Annotated in this window: 14 protein-coding genes; 4 read left to right on the top strand and 10 right to left on the bottom strand. The window is 59.8% G+C overall.

Going from position 1 to position 12722, the window contains the following annotated elements; all coding sequences use genetic code 11:
- Positions 1-3 precede the first annotated feature (3 nt).
- From nrdE to MXF20_RS21120, 4 genes are all read right to left on the bottom strand, one after another.
- Positions 4-2142, bottom strand: coding sequence for a class 1b ribonucleoside-diphosphate reductase subunit alpha (gene nrdE / locus MXF20_RS21135; protein ID WP_325971270.1), 2139 nt, complete (start codon positions 2140-2142; stop codon positions 4-6).
- Positions 2121-2525: a class Ib ribonucleoside-diphosphate reductase assembly flavoprotein NrdI gene (nrdI, locus tag MXF20_RS21130; RefSeq protein ID WP_021506472.1), complete on the bottom strand. Its 405-nt coding sequence runs from the start codon at positions 2523-2525 to the stop codon at positions 2121-2123. The genes nrdE and nrdI overlap by 22 nt, the downstream gene beginning before the upstream one ends.
- Before the next feature lie 3 nt (positions 2526-2528).
- A complete protein-coding gene (gene nrdH / locus MXF20_RS21125; RefSeq protein ID WP_325971269.1) occupies positions 2529-2771 on the bottom strand; it encodes a glutaredoxin-like protein NrdH in 243 nt (80 codons plus the stop codon).
- Between the two features lie 334 nt (positions 2772-3105).
- Complete coding sequence (locus MXF20_RS21120) at positions 3106-3423, bottom strand: DUF883 family protein (protein WP_238561619.1); 318 nt, start codon at positions 3421-3423, stop codon at positions 3106-3108.
- A 149-nt stretch (positions 3424-3572) separates the two neighbouring features.
- On the opposite strand from MXF20_RS21120, the gene MXF20_RS21115 reads away from it, so the two are divergent.
- The 4 genes from MXF20_RS21115 to MXF20_RS21100 all read left to right on the top strand — a co-directional run bounded on the left by MXF20_RS21115 (position 3573) and on the right by MXF20_RS21100 (position 6905).
- Positions 3573-3911, top strand: a complete 339-nt coding sequence (locus MXF20_RS21115; protein ID WP_021506475.1) for a DUF2002 family protein — start codon at positions 3573-3575, stop codon at positions 3909-3911.
- Positions 3912-4045: 134 nt separating this feature from the next.
- Entirely contained in the window at positions 4046-5461 is a 1416-nt protein-coding gene (gene mmuP, locus MXF20_RS21110; RefSeq protein WP_325971268.1) for an S-methylmethionine permease, read from the top strand.
- Positions 5451-6383, top strand: a complete 933-nt coding sequence (gene mmuM / locus MXF20_RS21105) for a homocysteine S-methyltransferase (RefSeq protein WP_325971287.1) — start codon at positions 5451-5453, stop codon at positions 6381-6383. Before mmuP ends, mmuM begins: the two co-directional genes overlap by 11 nt.
- A gap of 99 nt (positions 6384-6482) precedes the next feature.
- Positions 6483-6905: a hypothetical protein gene (locus tag MXF20_RS21100; RefSeq protein WP_058758247.1), complete on the top strand. Its 423-nt coding sequence runs from the start codon at positions 6483-6485 to the stop codon at positions 6903-6905.
- An 87-nt stretch (positions 6906-6992) separates the two neighbouring features.
- Here MXF20_RS21100 and speG read toward each other — a convergent pair whose 3' ends face one another.
- The 6 genes from speG to MXF20_RS21070 form a co-directional block, all read right to left on the bottom strand.
- Positions 6993-7538, bottom strand: a complete 546-nt coding sequence (gene speG, locus MXF20_RS21095) for a spermidine N1-acetyltransferase (protein WP_325971267.1) — start codon at positions 7536-7538, stop codon at positions 6993-6995.
- Between the two features lie 84 nt (positions 7539-7622).
- Positions 7623-8288, bottom strand: coding sequence for an ABC transporter ATP-binding protein (locus MXF20_RS21090; RefSeq protein ID WP_325971266.1), 666 nt, complete (start codon positions 8286-8288; stop codon positions 7623-7625).
- Positions 8281-9114 carry an ABC transporter ATP-binding protein gene (locus MXF20_RS21085; RefSeq protein ID WP_325971264.1) on the bottom strand — a complete coding sequence of 278 codons (834 nt, stop codon included), beginning with the start codon at positions 9112-9114 and terminating at the stop codon, positions 8281-8283. Before MXF20_RS21085 ends, MXF20_RS21090 begins: the two co-directional genes overlap by 8 nt.
- A complete protein-coding gene (locus MXF20_RS21080) occupies positions 9104-9961 on the bottom strand; it encodes an ABC transporter permease (RefSeq protein WP_325971263.1) in 858 nt (285 codons plus the stop codon). The genes MXF20_RS21085 and MXF20_RS21080 overlap by 11 nt, the downstream gene beginning before the upstream one ends.
- Positions 9958-11010 (bottom strand): ABC transporter permease, encoded by a 1053-nt coding sequence (locus MXF20_RS21075; protein ID WP_021506482.1) that lies wholly within the window; start codon positions 11008-11010, stop codon positions 9958-9960. Before MXF20_RS21075 ends, MXF20_RS21080 begins: the two co-directional genes overlap by 4 nt.
- Positions 11010-12578, bottom strand: a complete 1569-nt coding sequence (locus tag MXF20_RS21070; protein ID WP_058776471.1) for an ABC transporter substrate-binding protein — start codon at positions 12576-12578, stop codon at positions 11010-11012. Before MXF20_RS21070 ends, MXF20_RS21075 begins: the two co-directional genes overlap by 1 nt.
- Between the last annotated feature and the right edge of the window lie 144 nt (positions 12579-12722).

Raw genomic sequence — 12722 nt, 5'->3', positions numbered from 1 at the left:
TCATCACAGTGCACAGGAGACGCAGCCCTGTACCTCCGTGCCTTGTAGCGCCATCTGACGCAGTCGAATGTAATAGAGGGTTTTGATGCCTTTCTTCCAGGCGTAAATCTGCGCTTTGTTGATATCGCGCGTTGTGACGTCGTCGCGGAAAAACAGCGTCAGCGACAGGCCCTGATCGACGTGCCGGGTGGCTTCGGCATAGGTATCGATAATCGCTTCGGGACCAATCTGGTAGGCATCCTGATACAGCGCAAGGTTGTCATTGGTCATAAACGGAGCCGGGTAATACACGCGGCCGGTTTTGCCCTCTTTACGGATCTCAATGCGCGACACAATCGGGTGGATGCTCGACGTGGCGTGGTTGATGTAAGAGATGGAACCGGTCGGCGGGATCGCCTGCAGGTTCTGGTTATATAAACCGTGCTGCATCACCGACGCACGCAGCGCCAGCCAGTCCGCCTGGTCGGGCAGGGCGATGCCGGCATCGGCAAAAATCTGCGCCACGCGCGCGGTGCGCGGTTGCCAGCTGTGTTGGGTATATTTGTCGAAATAGGCGCCGCTGGCGTACTGCGACTGCGCAAAGCCGTCAAAGCGCGCGCCACGCTCCTGCGCCAGCAGGCTGGAGGTGCGCAGGGCGTGATATGTCACGCAGTAGAAATAGAGGTTGGTGAAATCCAGCGCCTCTGGCGAACCGTAAGCCATGCCTTCACGTGCCAGATAGCCGTGCAGGTTCATCTGCCCGAGGCCGATGGCGTGTGAACGCCGATTGCCTTCCGCCACCGACGGCACGGAGGTGATGTCGCTCATCTCAGAAACCGCCGTCAGCGCGCGCACCGCCACTTCCACGGTCTGCGCCAGATTGCGCGAGTCCATGGCGTGGGCGATGTTCAGGGAGCCGAGGTTACAGGAGATATCTTTGCCAACGCGGCGATAGCTCAGGTCATTGTGAAACTCGCTGGCGCTGTTAACCTGCAGGATCTCCGAACACAGGTTACTCATGTTGATACGGCCGGCAATCGGGTTGCTGCGGTTCACGCTGTCCTCATACATGATGTAGGGATAGCCGGATTCAAACTGAATTTCTGCCAGCGTCTGGAAGAAGTCGCGCGGCTTGATGAAGGTTTTGCGGATGCGATCGTCGGCCAGCATCGCCTCGTAGTGCTCGCTGATGCTGATATCACCAAACGCCTTGCCGTAAATACGCTCAACGTCATAAGGCGAAAACAGCGCCATATCGCGGTTCTCTTTGGCCAGCTGGAAGGTGATATCCGGGATCACCACGCCGAGCGACAGCGTTTTGATGCGGATCTTCTCGTCAGCGTTTTCACGCTTGGTATCGAGGAAGCGCAGGATATCCGGATGGTGCGCATTCAGCCACACCGCGCCCGCGCCCTGACGCGCACCGAGCTGGTTGGCGTAGGAGAACGCATCTTCCAGCATCTTCATCACCGGGATTACGCCGGACGACTGATTTTCAATGCGCTTAATCGGCGCGCCGGATTCACGCAGGTTGGAGAGCAGAAACGCCACGCCGCCACCGCGCTTCGACAGCTGCAGCGCCGAATTCACCGCGCGGCCAATCGACTCCATGTTGTCTTCAATGCGCAGCAGGAAGCAGGAAACCAGCTCGCCGCGCTGCTGTTTACCGCAGTTGAGGAAGGTGGGGGTAGCCGGCTGGAAGCGACCGCTCAGCATCTCGGCCAGCAGTTCGCGCGCCAGCGTTTCATTACCGCGCGCCAGCGTCAGCGCCACCATACAGGCGCGCTGCTCAAAGGTTTCCAGATAGCGTTTGCCGTCGAAGGTTTTCAGCGTGTAGCTGGTATAAAACTTCCACGCACCGAGGAAGGTGTGAAAACGGAAGCCCCAGGCGTCAGCCTCTTCATGCAGCTGGCACAGGAAGGCGAAATCGTACTGGTTCAGTACCCCGGCTTCATAATAGCCTTCGGCCACCAGATAGTGCAGACGCTCGCCAGGCGAGGCAAATGGCACGCTGTTCGGCTGGACGTGCTGCAGGAAAAACTGGCGTGTGGCTTCATGATCTTTGCTGAACTGGATGCGGCCATCGGCGTCATACAGGTTCAGCATCGCGTTGAGCGCGTGGTAGTCCAGCTGGGTGCTGTTCAGGGTGTCTGTCGTTGCCAAAATTGGGTCACTCCCGCTTTAACATGGGCAATATCGTCGGCGGTTCCCATCAGCTCAAAGCGGTAGAGATAAGGAACCTGACATTTCTGCGCAATGATGTCGCCCGCCAGGCAGAAGCCCGCGCCAAAGTTGCGATTGCCCGCAGCAATTACGCCGCGAATACCGCGCCGGTTGGCGTCATCATTAAGGAACTGAATCACCTGTTTCGGCACTGCTCCACGCGCGCTGCCGCCGCCGTAGCTCGGCACCACTAAAATGTAGGGCTGGTCGATGTGCAGGCGCTGCGTGGCGTCGAGCGGAATACGCCGCGCAGGCAGGCCGAGACGGGTGATAAACCGGTGCGTGTTTTCCGACTGGCTGGAAAAATAGACCAGTGGAAACATCACTTATCCCCCGACGGCAGCGAGCTGGCGCAGGCCGGCGATTTTGTCGGGACGGAAGCCGCTCCAGTGGTCGTTGTGGGTCATGACCACCGGCACCTGGCGATAGCCGAGCGATTTGAGGTGATCAATGGCTTCCGGTTGGGTATCGAGGTTAATCAGCTGGTAGTCGATGCCACTGCGGTCCAGGGCATTTTTCGTCGCGTCGCACTGGACACACTGGTTCTTAGTGTAAATAATAATGCGCATGATTCGTATTTCCCTCTTTGAGTGGTCAGGTTGCGAGATACGAAGCAAAAACCCTTTTGCTGCGAACGTCGTCCCTGCTGACATCTGGTAGCGAGTTGATGTGTTGAATACTAGATGTAGTGGTATTGGCGGTCAAGCTCACCAGATATAGGGTTTTGTGATTTAGGCCGTCGGATTATGGCTAACGCCAGCGATCATGCGCCCTGGCGGCGGAAAAAGATTTTTGTAAAGGGTATGGCGGCAATTTTGACCCGCCTGTCAGCAACCGGATCGGCGTGCTAACGCGCAAAAAAAAGCCCCGCGTCTGCGAGGCTTCTGAGAGGGGGTTTGCGGCTTAACGGCGCGACATCAGCAGGGCGCCCAGTACCAGCCCGACAGCAGCACCGATGCCGACGCCGTACCACGGCTTGTCATGCACATAGGCATCCACCTGGTAACCGGCATCGCGTGCGGCCTGGGTCACACGGCTGCCACTGCCGTTCAGTTTAGCGCGCGTCTGCTTCAGCAGGGCCTGCGCCTGGCTGCGTGCGCTGTCCACTTCATCTTTGGCTTCACTGCCGTAAGATTTCAGCAAGGCCTCCAGTGAATCGGCCAGTTCGTTTACATCCTGATTAATATCAATGTCATCGTTTTTGCTGGTTCGATTAAACATTTTTCGCTCCCTTTGATTTAAAACGCAATACTAAGTGTAGACGAAACGTGACTAAACGCAGCCGTGTGCCAGGCTTTAGGGAAATTCCGAATGTCCTGCGCAGCCGTGCTGTTGTAAGGTTGCGGGGCTGTGAGAAGAGAGGAGCAAGCATGTATTTACGTCCGGATGAGGTAGCGCGCGTACTGGAAAAAGCAGGGTTCGAAATGGACGTCCTGACACCCAAAACTTATGGTTATCGCCGTGGCGAAAACTACGTCTATGTGAATCGCGAAGCCCGCATGGGGCGCACAGCGCTGATCATTCATCCCACCCTGAAAGAGAAAAGTCAGCACTTTGCTGAACCCGCATCAGAAATGAAAACCTGCGACCACTACACGCAGTTCCCCCTCTACCTGATGGGAGATTCGCAGGAGCATTACGGCATTCCGCACGGTTTTAGCTCGCGCATGGCGCTTGAGCGTTATCTGCAGGGCGTCTTCGGCGCCTGATTCATGGGCCCCGTCGCGGCGGGGCCGTCCGCATCTCCCTCAATCCTTTCCCTTTACCACGTTGCAAATTGCCGCGCGGATGCGTATAACTCTGTGTCCATATAGAAGTTTAGACGTCCATATGGATATATAGAATGCAAACTGAACCGACGCCTTCGCAGGCAAACTTCAAGCGCAGCATGAAGGTGCGGCATCTGGTGATGCTGTCGCTCGGCGGCGTGATTGGCACCGGGCTGTTTTTCAACACCGGCTACATCATCTCCACCACCGGCGCAGCGGGCACGCTGCTGGCCTATCTGATTGGTGCGCTGGTGGTATGGCTGGTGATGGTGTGTCTTGGCGAACTGGCGGTGGCGATGCCGGAAACCGGCGCGTTTCACGTCTACGCCGCGCGCTACCTCAGCCCGGCGACCGGTTACACCGTGGCCTGGCTCTACTGGCTCACCTGGACGGTGGCGCTCGGCTCCAGCCTGACCGCCGCCGGTTTCTGCATGCAGTACTGGTTTCCGACGGTGCCGGTGTGGCTGTGGTGCCTGGTGTTCTGTGTCGCCATTTATCTGCTGAACATTGTCTCGACGCGTTTCTTTGCCGAAGGGGAATTCTGGTTCTCCATCATCAAGGTGATCACTATCATTGCCTTTATCGTGCTGGGCGCGGCGGCGATGTTAGGTTTCATCCCAATGAAAGACGGCAGCGCGGCGCCGGGGTTACACAATCTGACCGCTTCCGGCTGGCTGCCGCACGGTACGCTGCCGATTCTGATGACCATGGTGGCGGTGAATTTTGCCTTCTCCGGTACCGAGCTGATCGGCATCGCGGCGGGTGAAACCGAGCAGCCGCAGAAAGCGCTGCCGCTGGCGATTCGCACCACCGTGGCACGTCTGATCATCTTCTTTATCGGTACGGTCTTCGTGCTGGCGGCGCTGATCCCGATGGAGCAGGCCGGCATCGTCAAAAGTCCGTTTGTACTGGTGTTCGAAAAGATCGGCATTCCGTACGCAGCGGATATTTTCAACTTCGTGATCCTTACCGCGATCCTGTCAGCGGCGAACTCCGGGCTGTACGCATCAGGACGGATGCTGTGGTCGCTGGCCAATGAGAACACGCTGCCGCGCTGCTTCGCCCGGGTAAACCGGCGCGGCATTCCACTGCTGGCGATCACCGTCAGTATGCTCGGCGGCCTGCTGGCGCTGTTTTCCAGCGTGATCGCCCCGGATACGGTGTTTGTGGCGCTGTCAGCAATTTCCGGCTTTGCCGTGGTGGCGGTGTGGCTCAGTATCTGCGCCTCACACTACATGTTCCGCCGTCGCTATCTGCAGGCGGGCAATGCGCTGCAGCAGCTGGCGTACCGCGCGCCGTTCTATCCGCTGGTGCCGATCCTCGGATTTGTTCTGTGCCTGCTGGCGTGCGTCGGGCTGGCCTTTGACCCGTCACAGCGCATCGCGCTGTGGTGCGGCATTCCTTTTGTACTGTTCTGCTACGCTGCTTATTATCTGACGCAGAAACGCCAACACTCTCTCAACGCTAAGGAGGCCGATGATGTCGCGTAACCCAATCGCTGCGGCGCTGACCCACACTGATACCCTGATTCTGGATGGCGCGCTGGCGACGGAACTGGAAGCGCGCGGCTGTGATCTGGCCGATGCGCTGTGGTCGGCCAAGGTGCTGATGGAAAATCCCGAGCTGATTTATCAGGTGCACTATGACTACTTCGCCGCCGGCGCTAACGTGGCGATCACCGCCAGCTATCAGGCGACGCCGCTGGGCTTCGCCGCCCGCGGACTGGATAGCGGCCAGGCCAGCGCGCTGATCCGCCAGAGTGTGGTGCTGGCGCAGCGGGCGCGCGACGATTACCGTGCCGCTTCAGGCAGCGAGGCACCGCTGCTGGTGGCCGGTTCGGTCGGTCCTTATGGCGCTTATCTGGCTAACGGCGCGGAATATCGCGGCGATTACGCCTTGCCGGCTGCCGAAATGAAGGACTTCCACCGTCCGCGCGTGGCGGCGCTGCTGGAGGCGGGCGTGGATTTGCTGGCGTGTGAAACGCTGCCGTCGTTTGGTGAAATTCAGGCGCTGATTAGCCTGCTGGCGGAGTTCCCGCAGAGCAGCGCGTGGTTCTCCTTCACGCTGCGCGATGCGCAACACCTGAGTGACGGCACGCCACTGAGCAAGGTGGCGGAAGTGATCAATGCCGCGCCGCAGGTGGTCGCTGTCGGCCTGAACTGCGTGGCGCTGGAGAGTGTGACGCCGGCGCTGCAAACGCTGCAGGCGCTGACGGACAAGCCGCTGCTGGTCTATCCTAACTCCGGCGAGCAGTATGATGCGGTCAGCAAAAGCTGGCACTCGGCGCCGTCTGGCTGCACGCTGCACGATAAGTTCCCCGAGTGGCAACAGGCGGGCGCACGGCTGATTGGCGGCTGCTGCCGCACCACGCCACAGGATATCGCGGCGATTGCCGCCTGTTGTCAACCGTAATAAAGCGCAGAAAAGCGCCACTGATAGCGCGATTGAGGCGAGTGAAAAGGCAGAGAGGGCAGTTTAGACTGTCCTTTCTGATTCTGAAGCGGACCTGCTATGAACCTGCGACATCTTCTTCCCGCCTGTGCGCTGCTGCTGAGCGGCTGTGCCACCATTGTCGGCACCGAAACGCAACCGGTAAAAATTGACTCTGTGCCGCAGGGCGCGCGTTTCACCGTACAGGATGAAACCGGCCGCGCGGTGGCGCAGGGCTACACGCCGCAGACGGTGGATCTGGCGAAATCCAACGGCACCTATTTTGGTAAGAAACATTATCAGGTGATGCTGGAGAGTCCGGGCTATGTGCCGCTGACGCTGCCCATCGAGGCCAGCGCCAACCTGTGGTACGTGCTGGGCAATATCCCGCTGCTCGGTTTCCCCGGCTGGCTGGTGGTCGATCCGTTTTATGGCGGCATGTATGACCTGAAGCCAGCGCACCCGCAGCCGCATCTCAACGTGGTCGGCGCGCGCGGCGGATAATTTGCAAGGACGCGTAGCGGCGCGATTTATCGCGCTGAGTTAAATACGCGCAATAAATTGCGCCGCTACGGTTCGTGCCGATGGTTATTATTGCGCGGTCGGTTTCACCATCACATTACCGGATTTGTGCTGCGCCAGATACTGCTGCTGGAAAATGCACATGCGGATGGTGTTGCGGTACTCGCCGTTGATGAAAAACTCGTGCTTGAGCACGCCTTCCACCTCAAAACCGAGCTTGGTGTAGATATGAATCGCCTTCTCGTTCTCCTGATCGACAATCAGATACAGCTTGTAGAGATTGAGCACCGAAAAGCCGTAATCCATCGCCAGCTTTGCCGCCTTGCTGGCTAAGCCTTTACCCTGATGCGCCGGATCGATGATGATCTGAAACTCCGCCCGGCGATGCACATGGTTGATCTCCACCAGCTCGACCAGCCCGGCTTTCTGCCCGTCGTGTTCCACCACAAAGCGCCGTTCGGTCTGATCGTGGATGTGCTTGTCATACAGGTCAGAAAGCTCCACAAATGCTTCGTACGGCTCTTCAAACCAGTAGCGCATTACGCTGGCGTTGTTATCCAGCTGATGGACAAAGTGCAGATCTTCCCGCTCCAGCGGACGTAATTTTACCGTCATACGGTGTTCCTTTAGATGACTGAATGGCTGTTGGGCAGCGGCGCAATTTACCCGCAGGATCAACCGCGCCGCGTTGCGCTCATGCTAACCAACAATCCGGCCCTGCGCCATGCGCGCGGCGCGATCGCACATATGGTCGATGACGTCAGGATCGTGGCTGACCAGCACCATCGTCAGGCCATCCTTCTGTTTCAGATCGTTAAGCAGATTCAGGATCTCGGCCTGCACCGACATATCCAGCGCCGACGTCGGCTCATCCAGTAGCAGGATCTTAGGCTCCAGCAGCAGGGCGCGCACGATGGCCACGCGCTGACGCTGTCCGCCGGACAGCTGATGTGGATAGCGATCCGCCAGCGCCGGATCCAGCCCGACATGGCGGAAGCCCGCGTTGATGCGATCGTCGATGTTATCGCGTCGCAGCAGCTTAAGCGGTTCCGCCAGCGTGCGGCGCAGCCGGTGGCGCGGATGCAGCGACGCGTACGGATCCTGAAACACCATCTGCACATCACGCCGCAGCTGGCCGGTAAAGGGTTTGCCCGGCTGCACGGCGGTGTTTGCCAGCGTCATCTGGCCGCGCCAGTGGGGATTCAGTCCGGCCATCACCCACAGCAGCGACGATTTACCGCAGCCGGAAGGGCCTACCAGGCCGAAACATTCGCCGGCCGCCACCTGCAGGTTCACATCGTGCACCACGGTGCGCAGCTCATAACCCTGTTTGTGCGAGACGCTCAGGTTAGCTAATTCAATCATGCATCTTCTCCAGCGCCGCGCGATCCAGCATCGGCAGCCGTTCGCCGTGCGTGGCTTTACCCGGACGGCAGGCCCACAGCGTGCGGGTATAAGGATGGCTGGCGTCCGACAGCTGCGCCGCCGGCAGGGTGTCCAGCAGGCGGCCTTTGTACATCACCATCACCCGCTGACAGTGCTCGGAGACCTGTTGCAGATCGTGACTGATCAGCAGCAGGCCCATATTGCGCTGCTCCACCAGGCGACGAATCAGCGCCAGCACCTGATCGCGCATGGCGTGATCGAGCGCCGAGGTCGGCTCATCGGCAATCAGCAGATCGGGATCGGTAATCAGTGCGATCGCCAGCATCACGCGCTGGCCCATGCCGCCGGAGAGCTGATGCGGATAGCGCTTCATCAGCTGGCGCGGCTCGGGCAGGCCCACCGCGTCCAGCATCTCGCACACTTTCTCTTTGCGTTCGGTACGGCTCAGCTTGCGGTGCAGCACCAGCGGCTCTTCAACCTGCCAGCCAATGGTGCGCGTCGGGTTGAGCGCGTATTTCGGATCCTGCATGACCATCGCCACTTTGCCGCCGCGCAGGCCAATCCAGTCGCGCTCGCGCAGGTGCAGGGCGTCTGCGCCCGCCACCTGCAGCCGGTCAGCCTGCAATTGCAGTGCGGGCGACAGCAGGCCCATCAGCGCACGGGCGGTCAGGGATTTGCCCGAGCCGGATTCACCGACCAGCGCCACGCGTTCGCGGCCAAGGGTAAAGCTGATGTTATCCACCAGCAGCGCGTCGTGGCTGCGAATCGTCAGCCCCTGCGCATCAATTAACAGATCATTTGGCATGGCGGGTATCCAGTCGGTCACGCAGGCCGTCGCCTGTCAGGTTAAACGCCAGGCTGGCGAACAGAATGGCTGCGCCGGGCGCTGCCGCCACCCACCATTGGTCGAAAATCACTTTACTGCCTTCTGCCACCATCGAGCCCCATTCGGCGGTTGGCGGCTGTACGCCCATGCCGAGGAAGCCCAGCCCGGCGGCAGAAAGAATAATGCCGCCAAGGCTCAGCGCGGCACGCACCACGGCGGTGGGCAGGCAGAGCGGCAGAATGTGGCCAAACATCAGGCGCAGGCCGGTAATGCCCTGCATGCGCGCGGCGGCGAGGTAATCGCTGCGGCGCAGCGCCAGGGTTTCCGCGCGAGCCTGCCGGGCAAACGGCGGCCAGCTGGTGAGCGCCAGCGCCAGCGCGCCGTTCATCAGGCCCGGGCCCAGCATCGCCACCAGCGCCAGCGCAATCACCAGGTTGGGCAGCGACAGGAAAATATCGGTGATGCGCATCAGCACGCGTTCGGTCCAGCCGCCGACGTAGCCGGCGGTGATGCCGACTAATAGGCCAACCGGAATGGTCAGCACCAGAATCAGCGACACCAGCAGCAGCGTCGGACGTGCGCCGTAAATCACGCGCGACAATAAATCGCGCCCGAAGCCGTCGGTGCCGAACCAGTGCAGCGCCGACGGCGCCAGCAGACGCTGTTCAATCACCTGCGCGTTAGGATCGAACGGTGCCAGCAGCGGCGCCAGCAGCGCCATGGCCACCAGCACGGTCACCAGCGTCAGGCCGATGGTCAGCGAGGTGATACGCGCCCGGCGCCGGCGCGGGCGCACGGTTTCCAGTTCATGAAGTTGTTGAGTCATCGGGTTCTCGGATCGGTTAACCAGGTGAGGGCGTCGGCCACGGCGTTGAGCAGGATAAAGCAGCTGCCAATCAGCAACGTAGCGCCGAGAATCGCCGGAACATCCGCGGAAAACAGCGCGTTGGTCATGTAGCGACCGACGCCCGGCCAGGCGAATACGGTTTCCGTCAGCACGGACCCTTCCAGCAGCGTGGCGTAGGAGAGGGCGATAACGGTGATTAGCGTGCCCAGCACGTTGGGGAAAATATGTCGCAGCAGAATGCGCGCCCGGCCAGCACCTTTGGCGCGTGCCAGCACCACATACTCTTTGCTGCTCTCTTCCAGCAGCGCCGCGCGCAGCAAACGCGTGATGCCCGCCATCGCCAGCAGGCCGAGAATCACCACCGGCAGCCACAGATGGGCAATCGCGTTGCGGAACATTTCTGCATCGCCGGAGAGCCAGCTATCAATCAGTACAAAGCCGGTCTTCGGCTCGAGGGTATAAATCCAGATATCATCCAGCTGGCCCGGACCGGCGGACCAGTGCAGCACCGCATAGAACAGCAGCAGGCCCAGCAGGCCGAGCCAGAACACCGGCACCGAGTAGCCCAGCAGCGAGATAAAGCGCGCCACGTTATCGATGACGCTGCCCGGTTTCCACGCCGCCAGCAGCGCGAGCGTCACGCCGAACACCGCGGCGAAAATCATCGAACAGGTTGCCAGCTCAAGCGTGGCGGGGAAGGTGCGCATCAGGTCGGCGCTGACCGGTTGATTGGTCAGGTGCGACAGGCCGAGATTACCCTGCGCCAGATGGCTGATATAGCGCCAGAACTGCACCAGCACCGGCTGATCCAGCCCGAGGTCGTGACGCACCTGAGCATAGGTGGCTTCGCTGGCGTGATCGCCGGCGATTTGCTGCACCGGGTCGACTGGCGACAGGTGCGACAGCATGAAAGTAAACGCTAACAAACCCACGAGCGTCACCAGCAGCGACAGCAGGCTGGTGACGAGGCGGCTGAAGCGCTGCCAGAGTGGCCGGGCGAACCCGGCCGATGACGCTGACGCTGCCATTACTTCGAAACCTGCGCGTAATACACCATGTCCGGGTTGATCCCCTGCACATAGCCCTGCAGATTGTCGCGCAGCGCAATCAGGTTACGCGCCTGCAGGCCAATCACGTACGGCGAGTTCTTCAGCACTTCGCGCTGCATCGCCTGATAAAGCGCAACGCGCTTATTGCTGTCGGCTTCGGCCGTCGCCGCCAGCGTCTGTTTGCTCAGCTCCGGGATGTGCCAGTCTGAACGGTAAGCAATGGTTTTGCTGCCATCTTCCGGATTGTATGCGAAGGACGCAGCGTTGGTGTTCGGGTCGAAATAATCCGCGCCCCAGGCGTTGAGCGTAGCTTCATACTGATGGGCCTTCACGCGGGTGGAGACTTCAGAGCTTAAGCCCGGCTGCACTTCCACCTTCACGCCGCCTTTGGCGAAGCTGCCCTGCAGCGCCTGCGCGATATCAAGGTACGGAGGCTGATTGCTGGTGGAGAGCTTAAAGCTCACGTTGGTCAGGCCGGCCTTTTGCAGAATCGCTTTGGCTTTCTCCGGATCGTAGCTGTAAGGCGTGTCGTTCAGCGCACCGAGGAAACCCTTCGGCAGGAAGGTCTGGTGCACTTCAAACTGGCCTTTCAGCAGGTCATTGGCGATACCTTTATAGTCGAACAGGTAGCGTGCTGCTTCCCACAGCGCCGGGTTCTTCAGTACCGGATTGGCACCGACGTTGAACTGAATGTAGTAGAGCGACGCCATCGGAATCGCTTCGGTCTTCACGCCGGCTTTGCCCTTCAGCGCAGCGATCTGGTCAGCACCGAGGTTACGCGCGATATCGACATCGCCCTGTTCCAGCAGCAGACGGCGCGCTGCCGGCTCCGGCACGTTTTTGATCAGAATGTTTTTCAGCTTCGGTGCACCGGCCGGTGAGGTCGGGTTGGCGCTAAGCAGTATCGCTTCATGCAGCACCACTTTGCGAATCTGGAACGGGCCGCTGCCGGCCGAGTGGGTGCCGAGCCACGCGTGGCCGAAATCACCGTTTTTGGCGTTGGCCTGCGCGGTTTTTTCATCAACGATCGAGGAGACCGGCGCGGACAGCAGGCTCAGCACGTAGGCCGGGCTGACGTTGGCGCTCCAGCTAATCTGTACGTGGTCTTCATCGACCTTTTTCAGGAAGCTGTCGACGTTGTCTTTGTTCCAGCCGAGCTGGGTCAGAATAAAGGACGGATCGAGGTTGAGTTTCACCACGCGGCCCAGCGAGAAGATGACATCTTCCGGGCGCAGCGGGTTACCGCTGGCAAACTTCGCGTCTTTGCGCAGCGCAAACGTCAGGCTGCGGTTATCGCTGCCCGGCTGCCACGACGTCGCCAGCGTTGGCTTAAGATCGGTCGGATTGGCCGGATCGGACTGCACCAGGCGCTGATAAATGTTAGTGAACGCTTGCACCGTGGTCAGTTCAAAGCCCTGGGCCGGATCAAAGCTGTCCGCATCATCCGTAGACTGCGCAATCACCAGCGTATCTTTCGGCGTGGCGGCCTGCGCGGAGAAGGCGGCTACCAGCGACAGCGCCAGCAGTGAGGGAATAATTTTTTTCATGTTGTTTCCTTGCCTTAAAAAAGTAACGCGAGTTTACGAGAGCGCTACAGTGAAGAATAGTCAATTTATGGCTATGCATATGCCGTAAGGTTCTAAGCGGTGCGCTTCAGTTATAAGCAAGGGGGCGTGATGCGGTCGGATTAA

The organism is Pantoea dispersa (assembly GCF_035783935.1).
Classification (GTDB): domain Bacteria; phylum Pseudomonadota; class Gammaproteobacteria; order Enterobacterales; family Enterobacteriaceae; genus Pantoea; species Pantoea dispersa_C.
The sequence above is the reverse complement of the archived record's forward strand: the minus strand, read 5'-3'. Positions and strand labels throughout refer to the sequence as shown.